At 67.0% G+C, this 19,256-nt stretch carries 18 protein-coding genes; 11 read left to right on the plus strand and 7 right to left on the minus strand.

Features of this window, described 5'->3' with window-relative positions; all coding sequences use genetic code 11:
• Nucleotides 1–20: 20 nt before the first annotated feature.
• The 3 genes from ACXYN8_RS10110 to tsaD are packed head-to-tail and all read right to left on the minus strand — an operon-like array spanning nucleotide 21 to nucleotide 3,561.
• Entirely contained in the window at nucleotides 21–1,538 is a 1,518-nt protein-coding gene (locus ACXYN8_RS10110; protein ID WP_458889312.1) for a lipopolysaccharide biosynthesis protein, read from the minus strand.
• Nucleotides 1,535–2,527, minus strand: a complete 993-nt coding sequence (locus ACXYN8_RS10115; protein ID WP_458889313.1) for an NAD(P)H-dependent glycerol-3-phosphate dehydrogenase — start codon at nucleotides 2,525–2,527, stop codon at nucleotides 1,535–1,537. Before ACXYN8_RS10115 ends, ACXYN8_RS10110 begins: the two co-directional genes overlap by 4 nt.
• Nucleotides 2,524–3,561, minus strand: coding sequence for a tRNA (adenosine(37)-N6)-threonylcarbamoyltransferase complex transferase subunit TsaD (gene tsaD, locus ACXYN8_RS10120; RefSeq protein ID WP_458889314.1), 1,038 nt, complete (start codon nucleotides 3,559–3,561; stop codon nucleotides 2,524–2,526). Before tsaD ends, ACXYN8_RS10115 begins: the two co-directional genes overlap by 4 nt.
• Before the next feature lie 46 nt (nucleotides 3,562–3,607).
• On the opposite strand from tsaD, the gene hemC reads away from it, so the two are divergent.
• Genes hemC through ACXYN8_RS10135 form a run of 3 tightly spaced genes read left to right on the plus strand, consistent with a single transcriptional unit; the run spans nucleotide 3,608 to nucleotide 6,213 of the window.
• A complete protein-coding gene (gene hemC, locus ACXYN8_RS10125) occupies nucleotides 3,608–4,555 on the plus strand; it encodes a hydroxymethylbilane synthase (protein ID WP_458889315.1) in 948 nt (315 codons plus the stop codon).
• Nucleotides 4,552–5,229 carry a uroporphyrinogen-III synthase gene (locus ACXYN8_RS10130; RefSeq protein WP_458889316.1) on the plus strand — a complete coding sequence of 226 codons (678 nt, stop codon included), beginning with the start codon at nucleotides 4,552–4,554 and terminating at the stop codon, nucleotides 5,227–5,229. Before hemC ends, ACXYN8_RS10130 begins: the two co-directional genes overlap by 4 nt.
• Before the next feature lie 60 nt (nucleotides 5,230–5,289).
• Nucleotides 5,290–6,213, plus strand: coding sequence for a hypothetical protein (locus ACXYN8_RS10135; RefSeq protein WP_458889317.1), 924 nt, complete (start codon nucleotides 5,290–5,292; stop codon nucleotides 6,211–6,213).
• 4 nt (nucleotides 6,214–6,217) lie between these two features.
• Here the strand turns inward: ACXYN8_RS10135 and ACXYN8_RS10140 are convergent, their stop codons facing one another.
• Nucleotides 6,218–7,462: an FAD-dependent monooxygenase gene (locus ACXYN8_RS10140; RefSeq protein ID WP_458889318.1), complete on the minus strand. Its 1,245-nt coding sequence runs from the start codon at nucleotides 7,460–7,462 to the stop codon at nucleotides 6,218–6,220.
• Here ACXYN8_RS10140 and ACXYN8_RS10145 point away from each other — a divergent pair.
• Nucleotides 7,461–9,539, plus strand: a complete 2,079-nt coding sequence (locus ACXYN8_RS10145; RefSeq protein WP_458889319.1) for a protein-disulfide reductase DsbD family protein — start codon at nucleotides 7,461–7,463, stop codon at nucleotides 9,537–9,539. The two genes, ACXYN8_RS10140 and ACXYN8_RS10145, sit on opposite strands and share 2 nt — an antisense overlap.
• Here the strand turns inward: ACXYN8_RS10145 and ACXYN8_RS10150 are convergent.
• A complete protein-coding gene (locus tag ACXYN8_RS10150) occupies nucleotides 9,484–10,014 on the minus strand; it encodes a hypothetical protein (protein ID WP_458889320.1) in 531 nt (176 codons plus the stop codon). The two genes, ACXYN8_RS10145 and ACXYN8_RS10150, sit on opposite strands and share 56 nt — an antisense overlap.
• Entirely contained in the window at nucleotides 10,011–12,197 is a 2,187-nt protein-coding gene (uvrB, locus tag ACXYN8_RS10155; protein WP_458889321.1) for an excinuclease ABC subunit UvrB, read from the minus strand. Before uvrB ends, ACXYN8_RS10150 begins: the two co-directional genes overlap by 4 nt.
• Before the next feature lie 121 nt (nucleotides 12,198–12,318).
• On the opposite strand from uvrB, the gene ACXYN8_RS10160 reads away from it, so the two are divergent.
• From ACXYN8_RS10160 to ACXYN8_RS10190, 7 genes are all read left to right on the plus strand, one after another.
• Nucleotides 12,319–12,861: a DUF3617 domain-containing protein gene (locus ACXYN8_RS10160; RefSeq protein ID WP_458889322.1), complete on the plus strand. Its 543-nt coding sequence runs from the start codon at nucleotides 12,319–12,321 to the stop codon at nucleotides 12,859–12,861.
• 121 nt (nucleotides 12,862–12,982) lie between these two features.
• The gene (locus ACXYN8_RS10165) at nucleotides 12,983–13,762 is read left to right on the plus strand and encodes an esterase/lipase family protein (RefSeq protein WP_458889323.1); all 780 of its coding nucleotides are present in this window, start codon (nucleotides 12,983–12,985) and stop codon (nucleotides 13,760–13,762) included.
• A complete protein-coding gene (locus ACXYN8_RS10170) occupies nucleotides 13,762–15,183 on the plus strand; it encodes a circularly permuted type 2 ATP-grasp protein (protein WP_458889324.1) in 1,422 nt (473 codons plus the stop codon). Before ACXYN8_RS10165 ends, ACXYN8_RS10170 begins: the two co-directional genes overlap by 1 nt.
• 1 nt (nucleotide 15,184) lies before the next feature.
• Entirely contained in the window at nucleotides 15,185–16,129 is a 945-nt protein-coding gene (locus ACXYN8_RS10175) for an alpha-E domain-containing protein (RefSeq protein WP_458889325.1), read from the plus strand.
• A gap of 3 nt (nucleotides 16,130–16,132) precedes the next feature.
• Nucleotides 16,133–16,951: a transglutaminase family protein gene (locus tag ACXYN8_RS10180; RefSeq protein WP_458889327.1), complete on the plus strand. Its 819-nt coding sequence runs from the start codon at nucleotides 16,133–16,135 to the stop codon at nucleotides 16,949–16,951.
• A 68-nt stretch (nucleotides 16,952–17,019) separates the two neighbouring features.
• Nucleotides 17,020–17,781, plus strand: a complete 762-nt coding sequence (locus ACXYN8_RS10185) for a peptidase (RefSeq protein ID WP_458889328.1) — start codon at nucleotides 17,020–17,022, stop codon at nucleotides 17,779–17,781.
• 136 nt (nucleotides 17,782–17,917) lie between these two features.
• Nucleotides 17,918–18,568 carry a response regulator transcription factor gene (locus ACXYN8_RS10190; RefSeq protein WP_458889329.1) on the plus strand — a complete coding sequence of 217 codons (651 nt, stop codon included), beginning with the start codon at nucleotides 17,918–17,920 and terminating at the stop codon, nucleotides 18,566–18,568.
• Here the strand turns inward: ACXYN8_RS10190 and ACXYN8_RS10195 are convergent.
• The gene (locus ACXYN8_RS10195) at nucleotides 18,565–19,242 is read right to left on the minus strand and encodes an extensin-like domain-containing protein (protein ID WP_458889330.1); all 678 of its coding nucleotides are present in this window, start codon (nucleotides 19,240–19,242) and stop codon (nucleotides 18,565–18,567) included. The two genes, ACXYN8_RS10190 and ACXYN8_RS10195, sit on opposite strands and share 4 nt — an antisense overlap.
• Between the last annotated feature and the right edge of the window lie 14 nt (nucleotides 19,243–19,256).

Genomic DNA, 19,256 nt, shown 5'->3' on the forward strand with positions numbered 1-19,256 from the left:
TGGAACCCCGGTGGCGCGCATCAGTCGTCGCCGCCGTTGCGTTTGAACAGGACCCGGTCTTCCGGCCCGAAGCCGCGCTTCCAGATGAAATAGCCGTAGGCGCCGAGGATGGCCGGCACGCCGAGCGCCAATTCCATCCATTCGGGCGTGAACTGGGTGAAGACGAAGCCGACGACGGCCGCCGGTGCGGCCGCCCAGACCAGCGCCCAGCGCCAGTTGTTCACCCGGTGGCCCAAAATGCGCGAGAGAAGCCATGCCTTGACCAGCGAAGCCACGCCCAGCGCCACGGCGAGCGATCCTGCCGCGGCGGCGGCGCGGTAGCCTGGCGGCAATGCGAACCGTTCGATCAGCAGCATAAGCGCGATGGTGAGGCCCGCCTGCAACGCGATGGTCAGCAGCGAGATCAGCAGGTTGCGCTTGCGCGCCATGTACACGAGCGCCGCTTCGGAGACGACGGCAGTGGCCGCGACCACTTCCGCGGCGAGCAGCAGCGCGAGCGCGCCCGTGCCGCCGACGAAACTCGGCCCGACGAGACCCATCACCGCTTCGCCCGGAATGCCCAGCGCCAGCGCGATGCCCGCCTGCGCGGCGATGATCCAGAACCCGACCTGGCACACCTGCTGAGCGATGGCGGCATAGTTCTTCGTCTTCAGGTTCTTGGTGATGACGGGGCCGAGGATCGGTTCGAAGCTGGTCTTCAGCTTCTGCGGCAGCGAGGCGACCTGCTGCGCGATGTAATAGATGCCGACCGTCGCTGGCCCGGCAAACAGGCCGAGGATCGCGATGTCGAGCCGCCGCGTACCCCATTCGACCATGTCGGCGCCCGCGATCGGCAGGTTCGCCCTTGCCAGCGTCCACGTGCGCGAAAGGCTCGGTCGCCAGCCGCGAGGCACGCCGTAGGACTTGATAAGGGCGTGGAACGCGGTCGCCATCGCGGCGAGGATCGAGGCGATATAGGCCAGTTCCAGCCCGCCCTTGGGCACCACGTAATAGGCCGCCACCGCGACCAGCGAGATCGTCCACGGCTCCACCACGGCGCGCGCGCGCACGGTCGCGGCGATGTCATATTTGTACGCCTGCGCCGCCAGCGCGATTTCGGTGAAGGCGTAGGGAATGATCGTCAGCGGCAGCAGCAAGGCAATCCACGTCGCGCCGCCGTTGGGAAACATCGGCTGCGGGAACAGCATCAGCGCGGCGGTGAAAAATCCGCCGAACAGCACGGTCAGCATCAGGCCGTCGGCGACGATATGCGCGGGTTCGGCATTCTCCGCCGCCAGTTGCGCGGCAAGCGCGCGTTTCTGGCCGAGCGTCGCGACCTGGCTGGTCAGCTCGACCACCACCAGCGCGTAGGCGAAGATGCCCAGCACCTCCGCCCCGTAGAGCCGCCCGGCGACGAACAGGAACGGCAGGCGCGCGACCAGCCGGATCAGGAAGCCGAAGAAATTGGTCCGCCCACCCTTGGCGAGCGCGGCAATATCGCCGCTATCGTCCGCCCCTTCGGGGGGCAGCGGACTGGCCGTCGGTGCTGGCGTGCTCAAGCGTCGAGGCCTTCTGCGCGAAGCGGGCGCGCGAGCAGGTCGGTCACGATATCGCGGGCAGGGGCGCCTTCCAGCAGCCGCAGCACGCCCTGCGCGATCGGCATGGTGATGCCGTGCTTCTCAGCCAGTTCGCACAGCACGGGGGCGGTAAAGGCGCCCTCCGCCACGGTGCGGCGGTCGGCCATCAGTTCGGCAGCGGAGCGACCTTCGCCCAGCGCCTTGCCGAGCGAGAAATTCCGGCTGGAGGTGGAGGAACAGGTCAGCACGAGGTCACCGAGGCCGCATAGCCCCGCCAGCGTATCGCGCTCAGCACCCATCGCTTCGCCAAAGCGCAGCATCTCGGCATAGCCGCGCGCGATCAGCGCGGCGCGCGCATTCTGGCCGAGCTGCAAACCGTCGACCACGCCCGATGCGATGGCGAGCACGTTCTTGACCGAGCCGCCGATCTCCGCGCCCGCGACGTCATCCGAATAATAGGGCCGGAAAGCCGGTCGGGCGAGGGCGGGGGCGATGCGGTCCCACTGCGCCTCGCCGCCACCGCAGGCGAGCGTGACGGCGGCCGGCAGCCCGCCCGCCACCTCGTGCGCGAAAGTCGGACCGGCTAGCACGGCGATATCGGATTGCGGCGCGACCGACTTGGCGACGTCGTTCATCAGCCTTCCGGTCCCCGCCTCGATCCCCTTACTGCACAGCACCAGGTCGCGCGCCGGAACGGGCAGGGCGGACAGCGTGCTGCCGAGATGCTGCGCGGGCGTGACCACCAGCAGCACGTCGGAGCCCGACAAATCGGCCAGATCGCCGGTCGCGCGGACGCCCGGATGAAGCTGCGCGGAAGGCAGGAAGGCCGAGTTGCGGCGGTTTTCCGCGATGTCGGACACGACCTCCGGCTCGCGCGCCCAGAGCAGGACTTCGCTGCCGTCCGAAGCGACCATCTGTGCGAGGGCGGTGCCCCATGCGCCTGCACCGATTACGCCGACCGAGCGCGTCATGCCTTCACCCCAGCACCGCGCGCAGGCTCCGCGTCCGGGTCGAGCGGCCAGCGCGGACGCGCGCCGATTTCGAGCGGATCGGGCGCAAAGCCCTGCGCGATCCGTTCCGCCCCGGCCCATGCGATCATCGCCGCATTGTCCGTACACAGCGCCAGCGGTGGGGCGACGAAGCGCAAGCCTCGTTCCTCAGCGAAGGTTTCCAGCGCGGTCCGGATCGCGCGGTTCGCGGCGACACCGCCCGCGACGACCAGCGCAGGGACCGGCTCCATGCCTGCGAATGCGACGCGCAGCCGGTCGAGCAGGCAGTCGATCGCGGCGCGCTGGAAACTGGCGGCGATGTCGGCATCGGCGTGCTGGCCGCTCTCGCGCGCTCGCAGGACGGCGCTTTTCAGTCCGGCGAAGGAGAAATGCGGCTCCGCGCTGCCGACCAGCGGGCGCGGCAGGGGCACGGCGGCATCGTTGCCCGCCAGAGCCAGCTTCTCGACCGCGGGACCGCCGGGGTAGCCGAGGCCGAGCAGCTTGGCGGTCTTGTCGAAGGCTTCGCCCAGCGCATCGTCGATGGTGGTGGCAAGGCGGCGGTAGCGGCCCACGCCTTCCACCCGCAGGATCTGGCAATGTCCGCCCGACACCAGCAGCAGCGCGTAGGGAAACGCCAGTTCCGCATCGGCAAGGCGCGGGGACAGGGCGTGGCCTTCCAGGTGGTTGATCGCGAACAAGGGCGTGTCGCTGGCCATGGCGAGCGCCTTGGCGCTGACCAGCCCGACCATCACGCCGCCGATCAGCCCCGGCCCGGCGGTGGCGGCGATGGCGTCGCAATCGGCCAGCGTCACGCCTGCATCTTCCAGCACCGCCTGAACCAGCGGGGTCACACGTTCGGCATGGGCACGGGCGGCGATTTCGGGGACGACACCGCCGTAGGGGCGATGCGCCTCGTCCTGCGAGGCTATGCGCTGGGCGACGATCCGCCGGTCGTGCGTGACCAGCGCCGCCGCCGTCTCGTCGCAGCTTGACTCGATCCCCAGCACCAGCGTCATGCGGGTTCCACTGGACGAGATGGGGCGCTAGGGCAAGCGCGGACACATGGCTGAAACTCTTCCCCCCGACGGCATCCTGAAACTCGGCACGCGGCGCTCTCCGCTCGCGATGGCGCAAGCTTATGAAACCCGGGACAGATTATGCGCCGCGCATGGTTGGACGCCTGACCGGGTGCAGCTGGTCGAAGTCCTGGCGAGCGGCGACCGGATCAAGGATCGCCCGCTGGCGGAGATCGGCGGCAAGGCGCTGTGGACCAAGGAACTCGACGCCTGCCTCATTGACGGGCGGATCGATGCGGCGGTGCATTCGATGAAGGACGTCGAGACGCTGCGCCCCGCGGAACTGGCGATTGCCGCGATCTTGCCCCGTGCCGACAAGCGCGACATGCTGGTCGGCGCCAGCTCTATCAAGGGCATTCCGCAGGGCGCACGGGTCGGCACCAGCGCACCGCGCCGGGCGGCACAGCTGCTTCATGCAAGGTCCGATTGCGAGGTGGTGACCTTTCGCGGAAACGTCGCGACGCGGCTGGCGCGGTTGCAGGCGAGCGAGGCGGACGTGACTTTTTTGGCCAAGGCCGGGCTGGATAGGTTGGGCGAACATGGCGTGGGCACGCCGCTCGATCCCGCGGAATTCCTCCCCGCGCCCGCGCAAGGGGCGATCGGCATAGAGACCCGCGCCGACGATCCGGCGGTCGCCGCGCTGTTCGCGCCGCTCGATCATGCGCCCTCGCGCGCGGAAGTGATGGCGGAGCGCGCGCTGCTGGAGGCACTGGGCGGCAATTGCCACAGCCCGATCGCGCTGCTGTGCGACTTCGCGGCGGGACGGCTGGCGATGCGCGCGGCGCTGTTCAGCCCCGACGGGGCGGAGCGGGTCGAGGGCGAGGCCGAATTCGCAGCGGAGGATACCGGGGCGCCGGCGCGGCTGGCTGCCGAACTGCTTTCCCGCGCGAGCAGAGGGATCCGCAGCGTCTTTTCCGGTCCGCCGCACTCGTGAAACTGGTCGTCATCCGGCCCGAGCCGGGCAACGCCGCAACGGTCCGGCAGGCGCAGGCCGAGGGTTTGGACGTGCTGGCCATGCCCATGTTCGCCGTCGTGCCGTGCGAATGGGACGTGCCTGCCGAACAGTTCGACGGCCTGCTGATTGGTAGCGCCAACGCGCTGCGCCATGCGGGCAGGCAGGCCGCAAGGCTCATCAACCTTCCCGTCTATGCCGTCGGGGAAACCACCGCCCGCCACGCGGCGGAGATGGGATTTCACGTCGCCGCCATTGGCAGCGGCGGTTTGCAGGCGCTTATCGACGGGCTGGGCGTCGACCGGCCGGCACGGCTCCTGCGACTGGCGGGGGAGGAACATCTGCCGCTTACCGTGCCGCGCGGGACCGAGATCGCAGCGCGCATCACTTACCGCGTCGAAGCCAAACCCCTGACCGAGACCCAGGGGAACGAGTTGCACGATGGCGCCTGCGTCCTGCTGCATTCCGCTGCGGCAGCACGCCATTTCGCGGCCGAATGTGACCGGATGGGCGTTCCGCGCGGACGGATCGCCATCGCCGCGCTCGGCCCGCGGATCGCGCGCGCGGCGGGATCCGGCTGGCGCGCTATCGGCAGCGCCGACACGCCCGACGATGCGGCTTTGTTGGCCTTTGCCGCCGGTATGTGCCAGAAGTGACGCGAAGCCGCACCGGCGCCGACCGGCACCGGGACGAGGCGGCCACATGACAAGAGTTTGATGGACGACTTTACCTATACCAAACAGGGGCGTACGCGCCCCGCCGGGCCGTCGGTGCCGCGCCTGATCGCGAGTGCGACGATAATCGCATTCCTGCTCGGCATTGCGATGACCGTGTTCGTCGCGTGGCGTACGGGCTATCTGTTCCCCGCAGAAGGACAGGAAGTCGCGCTGGCACAGGACGCTGCCGCGCCCGCATCCAGCCAGCCGAGCATGGAACCTCGCGAGGCCGGGGCCGATGCAGCGTCGACACCGGTTGCCGCCATGGCGCGGGTGGAGGAACAGCAGGGCGGGATGGATAGCCGCCTCGCCGCGCTGGAACAGCGTCTCACCCGGCTCGACCTGCAGACGCAGGCGGCGTCCGGCAATGCCGCGCGGGCCGAAGGGCTGCTGATCGCCTTCGCCACGCGCCGCTCGCTCGAACGCGGGGACCGGCTCGGCTATCTCGGCGAGCAGCTGCGCCTGCGGTTCGGCGATGCGCAGCCCAATGCGGTGAACACGCTGACGCAATTTTCCCAGCGTCCGGTTACGCTCGACCAGTTGCTCGCGCGGCTGAACACGCTCAGCCCGACGCTCGATCAGGCTTCGGCTGACGAGTCCGCGCTGACCATGCTGCGCCGCGAGATGGGCGAGTTGTTCACCATCCGGAGCGAGGATACCCCGTCTCCGCAACCCCAGCGTCGGCTGGAACGGGCGCGGCGCTTCCTCGAATCCGGACGTGCGAACGCCGCCGTGGCCGAGGTGGAAGCCCTGCCGGGCGCGAACGGCGAAGACGCCAAGCGCTGGCTGCGCGATGCGCGCCGCTATGCGAGCGCGCAGCTCGCGCTGGAGCGGATAGAAAGCGCCGCGATTCTGGAGCCGCGCAACCTTCGCGATGGCGAGGGCAACCGGGTGGAACAGCTCAGCCCGGCCAGCGCGGGCTAGGCTCTCAGCCCTTCATCAGTTCCGGCACCGCGCCGGAGACGCCGCGCGCTTCGTCCATGAACCACCGCTTGAGCGGGGCGATGCGCTGCACGCCCGCCATGCCGAAGCGGCGGACGGCGGACGCCGAACGGCCCGATACGCCGAACAGGCGCGTCAGCGAATCAGTTGCCAGCGCCACGCTGAAACTGTCGAGCCCCCGCCATGTCTCGTATCGCGCGAGCAATTGCGCATCGCCGGGATCGAGGCCGAGGCGCATGCCTTCGCCCAGCACCTCCACCAGCGCGCCCACGTCGCGCAGGCCCAGGTTCAGCCCCTGACCCGCAATCGGGTGGATGCCGTGTCCGCTGTCGCCGACCAGCGCCAGCCGTTCCGCCGTGATGCGGACCGTGTGGTGGAAGCCGAGCGGCCAGGACATTCGCTTGCCCACCGGTTCGACCGCACCGTAGATGCCTCCCATGCGCTTCTCGACCTCGGCGCGTAAGGCGCGGTCGGACAGTTTCAGCACGGCGTCGCCATCGCGCTCGTCCACCGTCCACACCAGCGCGCTGACGTGGTTGCCTTGCGGATCGTCGCGCATCGGCAGCAGCGCGAACGGACCGGCGGGATAGAAGATTTCCCACGCCACGCCGTCATGCGGCTTTTCATGGTGCAGGGCGCCGATGATCGCGCGGTGCGAATAATCCCACTTGGCGATGGCGATGCCCGCATCCTCGCGCGTGGGCGAATTGCGGCCTTCCGCACCGACCATCAGCGCGGCGTGCAGCACCTCGCCGCTGGCGAGTGTGGCGGAAACGCCGAATTCGCCGCGCGTGCGAACGGTAATTTCGGCCTTGCTGCGCCAGTCGATCAAGGGTTCCTTGGCAGCGGCTTCGAACAGGGCGAGGCGCAGTTCGCGGTTGGCGAACATCCGGCCCAGCGTGCCTTCGTGCGGTTCGGGCGTGAAGTCGATCCGGCCCGGCTTCATCTGGTCGGTGACCGCGATCGAGGTGATCGGCTGGCCGTGGCGTTCCAGCTGGTCGGCGATGCCGATGTTGCGAAACAGGTTCCAGCTCGCGGTCGAAATGGCGGAGGCGCGTGCGTCGAACCCTTCCGCCGTCAGTTCCGCCGGGTCGGCGCGGTCGACGACGTGGCTGGAAAGGCCGCGCCGCGCGGCTGCCAGCGCGAGCGTCATGCCCACCAGTCCGCCGCCGAGGATAAGAAGGTCGCGCTTGTCGTCCATGGTCCGCAGCCCTAGAGCGCTCTGCACCATGCGCGCAAGGATATTGGCTTACTGGTCGGCCCTGATTGCGGCCCTGCTTGCCGCGCTGCTTGCATCCCCGCTGCTCGCCCAGCCGAACGACGCCAATCTCTCCGCCGAACTGGTGGTGGAAGGGCCTGCGCGGCCCGGTGACACATTGGAGCTGGCACTGGTCTTCACCCCGCGCTCTGCCGAGTGGCACGGTTACTGGCGCAATCCGGGCGATGCAGGCTTCGGCATGAGCCTCGACTGGGCGCTGCCGCCGGGCTGGCAGGCGGGCGAGCCGCAATATCCGGTGCCGAAGCGTCTGGTCGTCGGCGGGCTGATGAACCATATTTACGAGGGGCAGTATGCGGTGCTCGTGCCGCTCTCGGTTCCTGCCAGTGCTGCGGCCGAGACCGCGGTGCCGATTGCCGTCACGGCAGACTATCTCGCCTGCACGGACAAGATCTGCGTCCCGCAGCGCGCCCAATTGCAGGCAATGGTCTCGGTGCAAGGCGACGGCGGCTGGGACGAACGTTTCGCCGCATGGCAGGCGCGCATTCCCGCGCAGCTCGACAGCACCGCGCGGTTTGCGCTGACGGACGACCGCCTGCGCTTGGCGATTCCCATTCCCGCCAGCCTCGACATCGGCGAACCGCACCTGTTCATCGGGACGGAGCAACTGGCGGATTACGCCGCGGCGCAGGCTTTCTCGCGCACGGGCGACCTGCTGGTGGCGGAAATCCCGCGCAGCGCGCTCTCGAACGCGCCCGATACGGTCGAGGGCATCCTCGCTTTCGGGGCGGAGGGGCAGGGCGTCCGCTTCTTCGCGGAGGCGGGCGAAGTTCCGCCGCTGGGCGAGCCGCTGGGCGGCGGCACAGTCGCAACACCGTCGCTGCTCCTGTTGCTGGGCGGCGCGTTGCTGGGCGGATTGCTGCTCAACATCATGCCCTGCGTGTTCCCGATCCTCAGCCTCAAGGCGCTCAGCCTCGCGCGGGCAGGCGAGAGCGCGGGCCATGCGCGGCAGGAAGGGCTGGCCTATACGGCGGGCGTCGTGCTCGCCTGCGTGGCGCTGGGCGCGCTGATGCTGCTGCTGCGCGCGGGCGGCGAACAGGTCGGCTGGGCGTTCCAGTTGCAGGAACCGGGCGTGGTCGTCGCGCTGCTGGTGCTGGCGGTGGCGATCACGGCGAACCTGCTCGGCATCTACGAGTTGCCCGGATTGTCGGTGACGCGCGGCGGCGAACCCGCAAGCGCGTTCAGCACCGGATTGCTCGCGGCTTTCGTGGCGACGCCCTGCACGGGCCCGTTCATGGCGGCGGCGCTGGGCGCGGCGCTGCTGCTGCCCGCGCCCTATGCGCTGCTGCTGTTCGCGACGATGGGGCTGGGGCTGGCGCTGCCTTTCCTCGCGCTCGGCTTCGTGCCGCGCCTGCGGGCGCTGCTGCCGAAGCCGGGGCCGTGGATGGAGCGGTTTCGCCGGATCATGGCGGTGCCGATGGGGCTGACCGCGCTCGCGCTTGTATGGCTCACCGCGCGGCTCGGCGGGCGCGGCTTCGGGCTGATGGCGATGGTGCTGGTGTTCGGCGTGTTGCTGGCGCTGGTGGTGGTCGGGCGATTGCAGCGAGCGGGCAAGCTGGCATGGCCCGCCTTCGGCCTGATCGTCGCGCCGTTCCTGATTTTCGCCGCTTTCGCCCTGCCTGCGAGCATCGAAACACGCGTGGGCGAACGCGATGCGGGCCTGCTCGCTGCCCAGCCGTTCAGTGCCGATGCCCTGGCCGAGGCTACGGCAGCGGGTCGACCGGTGTTCGTCTGGATGACGGCCGACTGGTGCGTCACCTGCAAGGTGAACGAGAATGTCGCGATCGAACGCGAGGCGGTGCGCGATGCCTTTGCCGCTAACGGCGTGAGGGTGCTGCGCGGCGACTGGACCCGCCGCGATCCGGAAATCACCGCCTATCTCGAGGCGCAGGGCGCAGCGGGCGTGCCGCTCTACGTATGGTACGTACCGGGCGCATCGCCGCAGCAATTGCCGCAGATCCTTGCCCCCGATGCGCTTACGTCGCTGGCGGAGGCGCTTCCTGCGGCTCGCTCATCCGGCGGCAGTCGATAACCAGCCGCGAGGGAGCCTCGCTTCCCGCCAGATCGAACGTGCCTGCACCCGGCACCGTGACTTCGACCCGCGCGCCGCCCAGAAAGACATCGAGCGCTTCGTCGTTTGCGGGATAGCGCCCTTCCCAAGCGGACTGGTCGCCGGTGGTCGTCGCATCGACATAGACGCGCGAAATGCGGCCATTGCCGATCATCGCCATCATTGCCTTCGCACCATCGTCGGCGGGCGAGTTGCGGGTCAGGACGAGGGTGCCATCGTCGCACTGCATGGTGAACAGCGGATCCCGTTCCGGCTTGCCGAAGCGCAGCGAACTGTCGAGCGTGTGCGGCTCCCAAACAGCCCCTTCGGTATCGGGCGAAGGCAGCGGCTCGGACGCCGTGGGCTCACGCGGCTCCAGCTCGACCCGCTGCTGCGCGCCGGACTGGTCGCAAGCCGTGGCAAGCAGCGCGAGGGCTGCGATGGCGGCGTATCTCACTTCCCGAACTTCCTCTGCGTCCGCCCGTATCGCATCTTGCGCGTGCCGGGTTTGCCTTCGTTGCTGCGGCCGACCAGCGGGGCTTTCTTCTCGTTGTCGCCAAGACCCAGCTCGTCGTTTTCCAAGCGCCGGATTTCGTCGCGCAAACGCCCGGCTTCCTCGAACTCGAGATCGGCGGCTGCGTTGCGCATCCGCTTTTCGAGGTCTTCGATATAAGCGCGCAGATTGTGGCCGACGAGGTTGTTGCGTTCGTCATCGCCGGTCGGGATGGTGACGCCGTCGCCTGCCGCCGAATGCGCGACGATGTCGGCGATCTGGCGCTTGATGGTGGTCGGCGTGATGCCGTGTTCCTCGTTGTATTCGCGCTGCTTCTCGCGCCGCCGCTCGGTCTCCGCCATGGCGCGTTCCATGCTGCCGGTGACGCGGTCGGCGTAGAGGATGACCTTGCCATCGACATTGCGCGCGGCGCGGCCGATGGTCTGGATCAGCGAGGTTTCGGAGCGCAGGAAGCCTTCCTTGTCGGCATCGAGAATGCAGACCAGCCCGCATTCGGGAATGTCGAGCCCTTCGCGCAGCAGGTTGATGCCCACCAGCACGTCATACACGCCGAGGCGCAGGTCGCGGATCAGCTCGATACGCTCCAGCGTCTCGACGTCCGAGTGCATGTAGCGCACGCGCACGCCCGCTTCGTGCATGAATTCCGTGAGGTCTTCCGCCATCCGCTTGGTCAGCGTGGTGACGAGCGTGCGGTAGCCCTTCTTCGCGGTTTCCTTGCACTCGTTGATGCAGTCCTGGACCTGGTCCTCGACCGGGCGGATTTCGACCGGCGGATCGATCAGGCCGGTGGGGCGAATGACCTGTTCGGCAAAGACGCCGCCGGTCTGTTCCAGCTCCCACCCGCCGGGCGTGGCGGAGACGGCAAAGGTCTGAGGGCGCATCGCGTCCCATTCGTTGAAGCGCAAGGGGCGGTTGTCGATGCAGCTGGGCAGGCGGAAGCCGTATTCGGCCAGCGTGATCTTGCGGCGGTGGTCCCCGCGCGCCATCGCGCCGATCTGCGGGATCGTCTGGTGGCTTTCGTCTACGAACAGCAGGGCGTTTTCGGGGAGGTATTCAAACAGGGTCGGCGGCGGTTCGCCGGGCAGGCGCCCGGTCAGGAACCGGCTGTAGTTCTCGATCCCGTTGCAGCTGCCGGTCGCGGCAATCATCTCTAGGTCGAAATTGGTGCGCTGCTCCAGCCGCTGTGCTTCGAGCAACCGGCCTTCTTCGTGCAGTTCCTTCAGCCGTTCTTCCAGCTCGAACTTGATGGCGGCGCTCGCCTGCTTCATCGTCGGGCCGGGCGTCACGTAGTGCGAATTGGCGTAGACGCGCACCTTCTCCAGCACCTGTCCCTTCTTGCCCGTCAGGGGGTCGAATTCGGCGATCTCCTCGATCTCGTCGCCGAAGAAGCTGATGCGCCAGGCAGTGTCTTCGAGGTGACTCGGGTGCAGTTCCAGATTGTCGCCGCGCACGCGGAAATTGCCGCGCTGGAAGGATGCGTCGTTGCGCTTGTACTGGAGGGCGACGAGCTTGCGGATCAGCTCGCGCTGGTCGACGGTGTCGCCGGTCTTGATGTCGAAAATCATGGCCGAATACGTCTCGACCGAGCCGATGCCGTAGAGGCAGGATACGGAGGCGACGATGATCACGTCGTCGCGTTCCAGCAACGCGCGGGTGGCGGAATGGCGCATCCGGTCGATCGCCTCGTTCACCGAGCTTTCCTTCTCGATGTAGGTGTCGCTGCGCGGGACGTAGGCTTCGGGCTGGTAATAGTCGTAATAGCTGACGAAATATTCGACGGCGTTGTTGGGGAAGAAGCTCTTGAACTCCCCGTAAAGCTGCGCGGCGAGAATCTTGTTGGGCGCGAGGATCAGTGCGGGCCGCTGCAATTCCTCGATCACCTTGGCCATGGTGAAGGTCTTGCCGGAACCGGTGACGCCCAGCAGTGTCTGCGTCTGCTCCCCGTCGCGCGCGCTTGCCACCAGTTCCGCGATCGCGGTCGGCTGGTCACCCGCGGGCTCGTATTCCGACACCAGTTCGAAGCGCCGCCCGCCCATGGATTTTTCCGGTCGGGCAGGTTTGTGGGGGACGAACTCCCCGGTGGTGTCGGGCTCTTCCAAGCCCCTGCGGATCACGAGTTCGGCCATGCGGGCCGATATGGGGCGAGATGTCCTGTCCTGCAACACATGGCAATCGCCGCGGGCAAAGCGGTTGGCAGGGTGGGGCGGGCTTGGTAGCATCGGCGCAATCATTGAGGGAAAATCGAAAATGCGCCTGATCTCCGCCATCGTACTGACCGGCGCCTTCGCGCTGGCCGCCTGCGGCTCCAACGAGGAAGCCGACGCGCCCACCGAAGACGAAGTCGCCGCCGCGATGGAAGGCGCGGTCAAGCCGCTGCCGGGGCAGTACGACGCGCGTGTCGAACTGCTGGAATTCGAGGTTCCGGGCGTTCCCGACAGCATGGTCGGCCAGATGAAGGATGCGGCATCGGGCGAGCTGTCGCAGGGCCACAGTTTTTGCCTGACGCAGGCCGATGTCGAAGACGGCTGGCGCGGTTATTCGGAAAAGATGGCCGACGGCGATTGCACCTTCAATCGCTTCGATGTCGACGGTACTCGGCTCGATGCGGAAATGGCCTGCAAGATCGGCACGCAGGGTCAGATGACCGAAGGCGTGGTCCAGTTGCAGGGCGAGACGGGCGAAGAAAGCCAGTCGATGGTCATGACCATGAACCAGAACCTGCCGATGGGCTCCGTCCGCATGAAGATGAAGATGGATACCCAGCGCACCGGCGACTGCACGACGGGCTGATTCCGCGCGTCCGGGCAGGCGCGCCTTTTCTTGTTGCAGTGCGGGAAACCTTTGCTTGTGCGCCCGTTGTGTTTCATGACGGCACGGTGACACCAGCAAGGGGCGAGACTTGGCGCAAGGGGTGACCCCTTCAGGAGCGGAGCGTGATGCCGGCGATGCCGGTGTCCTTGCCCGCCGCGTCGCCCTGGCGCGCCAGCCCAATCCGGAAGACGTGAGCGGCCCTCCGCTGAAGCTGTTGCTGGGCGAACTCGAATGGGCGCTGGAACCGGTGCGCCGGTTCACCCGGACGATGGACGTTGCCCGGTCCGCCAATCCCCGCATGGTGCTGCTGCTGCCGGGCTTCGGCGTGCACCCTGCGCGAATGCGGTACTTCGCCCGCCAGATCGAGCGGGCGGGCCACAAGGTCAAACGCTGGGGGCTGGGCTTCAACTTCGGTCCCGATCCCGAACGGTTCGCGGTGCTGGAACAGCGGCTGGTCGAGATCTACGAACGTTATGGTCGGCAGAAGGTCTATCTCGTCGGGTGGAGCCTCGGCGGGCTGTTCGCGCGCGAACTGGCGCAGCGGCACCCCGACAAGATCGCCAAGGTGATCTCGATGGGCTCACCCTTTTCGGGGTCCAAGCGGGCCAACAACGTCTGGCGCGTCTATGAACTGATCACCGGCCATTCGGTCGACAAACCGCCGATCGAAAGCGACACGGCGGCCAAGCCCCCGGTCCCCACCGTGGCGATGTGGAGCCCGCGCGACGGCATGATCAGGGCGCGATGCGCCTGTGGTGCGGAAGGCGAACGCGACAAGGCGGTGGCGCTGCGCTGCACGCATATCGGCTTTTCCTACGCACCGGAGTCTATCGCCGCGGTGCTCGCCGAACTGGAAGACGGAGAAGAAATAAAAACCTGATGGACCGCACCTTTTTCAACGAGATGGAGAATCCCGACGGATCGGTGCGAGAGCCGTATCAGGGCTACAGCGAATGGCTGATGGCGCAGGATGCGCGGCTGATGCAGCGCAAGTCGTTCGAGGCGGAAAGCTATTTCCGGTCCACCGGCATCACCTTCAACGTCTATGGAGAGGATGACGCCGAGGAACGGCTGATCCCCTTCGACCAGGTGCCGCGCGTCATCTCCGGCGGCGAATGGCGGCGGCTTTCCCGTGGGATCGACCAGCGGGTGCGGGCGCTCAACGCCTTCATGCACGACATGTATCACCGGCAGGAAATCATCCGGTCCGGTCGCCTGCCCGAACGCCTGTTCCGCGGGAACGAGGCGTGGCTGCCCGAAATGGTCGGCTTCACGCCGCCGGGCGGGGTTTACACGCATATCGTCGGCATCGATCTGGTCCGCACCGGGCCGGACGAATTTTTCGTGCTGGAAGACAATGCACGCACGCCTTCGGGCGTCAGCTACATGCTCCAGAACCGCGAAACCATGATGGCGATGTTCCCCGAACTGTTCAGCAAGGTGCGGGTGCAGTCGGTGTCGGACTATCCTCGCCGTCTCGCCAAGAGCCTTGCGGCCTGCGCGCCCGATTGCGCCTCCGAAAACCCGACCGTCGCCGTGCTGACGCCCGGGATCTACAATTCCGCTTATTACGAACACGCCTTCCTTGCCGACCAGATGGGCGCGGAACTGGTGCAAGGCAGCGACCTGCGCGTGGTCGACGGGCGGGTCCAGATGCGCACGACGCGCGGGTATCAGCCGGTCGACGTGATCTATCGCCGGGTGGACGACGAATTCCTCGATCCGCTGACCTTCAATCCCGACAGCATTCTCGGCGTGCCGGGCATCTTCGATGTCTACCGCGCGGGCCGCATCACCATCGCCAATGCGCCGGGCACGGGTATTTCCGACGACAAGGGCATCTACGCCTTCATGCCTGAAATCGTCGAGTTCTACACCGGCGAAAAGCCGCTTTTGCCCAATGTCGAGACCTTCCGCTGCGCCGAGGAGGAAAGCCTGAAATACGTGCTCGACAATCTTGCAGAGCTGGTGGTGAAGGAAGTCCACGGCTCCGGCGGGTACGGGATGCTGGTTGGGCCGGCGTCCACCCGCAAGCAGATCGCGGAGTTTCGCAAGAAGATAGAAGAGCGGCCGGGCAACTACATCGCCCAGCCGACGCTGGCGCTGTCGACGTGCCCGATCTTCACCCGGCAGGGCCTCGCCCCGCGCCACGTCGATTTGCGCCCCTACGTGCTCGTCTCGCCCGGCAATGTCGACATCACGCCCGGCGGTCTGACCCGCGTGGCGATGAAGAAGGGCTCGCTCGTGGTGAACTCCAGCCAGGGTGGCGGGACCAAGGATACCTGGGTGCTGGAAGACTGATATGCTGGGACGGACCGCAGGATCGATCTTCTGGATGTACCGCTATCTCGAGCGGGCGGAAAACTCCGCGCGACTGCTGGAGGCCGGGTTCCGCATGGCGCTCACCCGAAGCGCGGAGGAAGCGAGCACCGAATGGCGTTCGGTCGTCCAGACGCTCGGCGTGAAGGCCGGCTACGAGGCGGCGGGCGGCGACTATTCGGGCGTCGAGGTTTGCAACTACGTCCTGCGCGACAAGGAAAACCCGCTCAACGTGATGGAGCTGGTCAACACCGCGCGCCAGAACGCGCGGGAGAGCCGCGCCGCGATCACCGCGGAGGTCTGGGAAGCGGTCAACGAAAGCTGGATGCAACTGCGCGACCTCCTCAATCGCCCGGTCCGCGAATCGAGCATAGGGACCGCGCTGGCGCAGATCCGTCGGTCCAGCTCGCTGGCGCGCGGGGCGACCTACGGCTCCATGCTCCGCAACGAGATCTACTGTTTCGCCCGTGCGGGCACGTTTGTGGAGCGGGCCGACAACACCGCGCGCATACTCGACGTGAAATATTACCTGCTGCTGCCGTCGCTGTCCTTCGTCGGGTCGAGCCTCGACAGCGGACAGTGGGACACGGTGCTGCGTTCGTTATCGGCAGAGCGCGCGTATCGCTGGCTGAACGCCGGCCGGATGGACCCGCGCAGTATTGCCGAGTTCCTGATCCTCGACGCACGCTTCCCGCGCAGTCTCGCGTTCTGTTATTCGCAATTGCAGGAAAACCTTGCCGCACTGGCGCGCGAGCATGGCGGAGAATCCTACAGCCACGAGGTCATGCGCGAGATCGCCACGCGCTTCTCCCAAGGCTCGATCGAGGAGGTCTTCGACATCGGCCTCCACCAGTTCCTGCTCAACTTCATCGATGACAACCAGTCGTTGTCGCAGGCCATTTCCACCGACTTCCGTTTCGTGAGCTGAGCCATGCGCCTGACCGTCCGCCACACCACCCGCTACCGCTTCAAGGAACCGGTCATCCACGCGCTTCAGCGTGTGCGGCTGACGCCCAAGAAAACGCAGGGGCAGGCGATCATCAACTGGACGACGGACTACGACAACGCGAACGTCGAGCTGGAATATGACGACCAGAACTTCAACCACACCGTCCTGATCTCCGTCAAAAGCGGAGCGACGGAGGTCGCGGTCAGTTGCAACGGCGTCGTCGAAACGAGCGATCAGGCAGGCGTGATCGGGCGCCATTCGGGGCATCTGCCGATCTGGGCGTTCCTCGGCCAGACCAGGCTGACGCGGCCCGGCCCGGAAATGCGAAAGCTGATCCGGACCTTCGAAGGGCGCGGGGAAGACAAGGCGGTGGAGCGGCTGCACGCGCTGTCCGCCGCCGTGCTCGAAGGGGTGGCCTATACCAAGGGCGCGACGGTGGCGACGACCACGGCGGAAGACGCGGTTAAGCACCGCACCGGCGTGTGTCAGGACCACGCGCACATCTTCATCGGGGCGGCGCGCGAACTGGGCCATCCGGCCCGCTACGTCAGCGGCTATCTGATGATGAACGACCGGATCGAGCAGGAAGCCAGCCACGCCTGGGCGGAAGCTCATGTCGACGGGCTCGGCTGGGTCGGGTTCGACGTCTCCAACGGCATCAGCCCCGATGCGCGCTACGTCCGCGTGGCGACGGGCCGCGACTATCGCGAGGCGGCGCCGATCACCGGCATCACCTTCGGCGGCTCGGAAGAAGAGCTCGAAGTCGATCTGGCGGTTGAGCAGCAGAGCGTCCAGCAATAGAGACAGGCCGCAGCAGGCAATTTTGAACGGCGGCCCCACGGCGGGCGCGCCGCGAGCGAGGATTTGGAATGACGTATTGCGTGGGAATGGTGCTGGACAAGGGCCTCGTCCTGATGAGCGACACGCGGACCAATTCGGGCGTCGACAACATTTCCGTGTTCCGCAAGATGTTCCGCTGGGAAGTGCCGGGAGAACGCGTGCTGGCGGTGATGACCGCCGGCAATCTCGCCACCACGCAAGCGGTGATCAGCCAGCTTGAGGAACGCTCCAAGGCGCCCGACGAACGGCACAATTCGCTGCTCGAGGCGCCCACCATGTTCCAGGTCGCGACCGAGATCGGGCAATTGCTGCGCGAATCGATCCACGACACGCAGCATCGCAACCACCAGCAGGGCAAGCCGCGCTTCACCGCCTCGATCATCCTCGCCGGACAGATCAAGGGCATGGAGCCGCGCCTGTTCCTGATCTACCCCGAAGGCAACTTCATCGAGGCGAGCTTCGACACGCCGTTCTTCCAGATCGGCGAGACCAAGTATGGCCGCCCGATCCTGATTCGCGGCTACGACCGGACGATGAGCTTCGAGGATGCGGTCAAGCTGCTGATGGTCAGCTTCGATTCGACCTTGAAGGCGAACCTGTCGGTCGGAATGCCGCTCGACCTGCTGGTGCTGGGCCGCGACGAATTCGCTGCGACCCATGACCGGCGGATCGAGCAGAACGACCCCTATTTCGCGGCGATTTCCGACCAGTGGGGCGATGCGCTGCGCATGGCGTTCCACTCGCTGCCCGACTATTCCTTCTACAATGCGGAAGATTCCGGAGCGGAATAGCCCGTATCTCTCTTCCGTTTCGGATGTAAATCCGGCGCAGAAAGCCGGAATTTCCCGACCGTGTAGGCAGCAATACCGATAGGAATGGACCCTGATATTGCTGCATTGACGCGATGGCCGCCGCACAGCCGTCGCCATGACAAAACGACAAATCATCCACTTCATCGATCGCGACAGCCGGATGCGGGCCGAGCTGGCCCGCGCCGCCTATGACCTCGGCCATCACGCGGAAGTCTATGCCGACTTCGAGGAATTGCTGCGGCACCCTCCGCGCGAAGGGATCATCGTTGCCCGCGACGAGGACGAGCGCGGCGGCATCGCGACCATGCTCGGCCAGCTGACCCGGCGCGGAATCTGGCTGCCCGCGATCGCCGTGTCGGAAAAGCCCGACCCCGATCTCGTCGTGCGGGCGATGAAGGGCGGGGCGCTCGACTTCCTGTCGCTGCCGATCGCCGCGCCGCAGCTTGGCGCATCGCTCGACCGGGTGGCGCAGGAGGCGGTCGATTTCGAGCGCGAACGCCGCCGCCGGATAGAGGCGCGCGAGAAGATCGAGCGATTGAGCCGTCGCGAACGCGAGGTGGTCGAACTGCTGGTCGAAGGGCACAGCAACAAGGAAATCGCCCGCATCCTCGGCATCAGCCCGCGCACGGTCGAAATCCACCGCGCAAACATGATGAAGAAGCTGGCCGTGTCACACGTCGCGGAGGCGGTGCGGCTGTCGATCGAGGCGGGGCTGGAATCGGTGTTCCGGCACGCGCCGGAGGACGACGAGCGAGCGGCGTTCTAACGGCAGAACCCCGAACCGGAGCTTTCGACGTGGAAGTGGTCGTGATGGGCGGAATTGTAGTCCGGGCCGAGCACGGTGCCGAACCGCTTGCAGGCGCTGCGATGGATTACGCGCAGGAATTCCCGCACGGCCGGGTCGCGGTCATTCCAGCCCTCGGTCACGGTGACGCGCCGCCCGTCGGACAGCACGAAGGCGCTGACGTCGATCGCATTGGCGGTCGAATGGGCTGAGCGGCGGCTGGAGCCTGCGACATTGCGGCAGGAATAGCTGCCCATCGTCTCGATCCGCACCAGCGCGGAACCGAGCATTTGCCGCGCCGCGCGGTCGACGCCGTAGCGCGCCCATGCGGCGAAGTCCTGCGCCAGCGGACAGGCGACGGGTCCCAGATTGGCGACCGGCAGCGTGCGGCTATCGCCGGCAACGGCGCTCATCTGCACCGCTCCCAGCGTTGCGCAGCCCGGCCCGCGATACTGGTCGGCCAGCGCGGAATATTGCGCCCCGCTCGATGAAAGCCTTGCCAGGCAGGCGCGGGTGTTCGCATCGGGCGCGATGGTCGGGCGCTGGGTGGCCGTGCGCGGGGCGGGTTCGCTGCGACGCTCGCTCTCCGGCAGGACCGAACAGCCTGCAAGGATCGCGGAAGACAGGACGAGGGCAGAGGCTGCGCGGACGAACATTGCAGCGGTGTGGT

It is taken from the genome of Altererythrobacter sp. CAU 1778 (assembly GCF_054482795.1).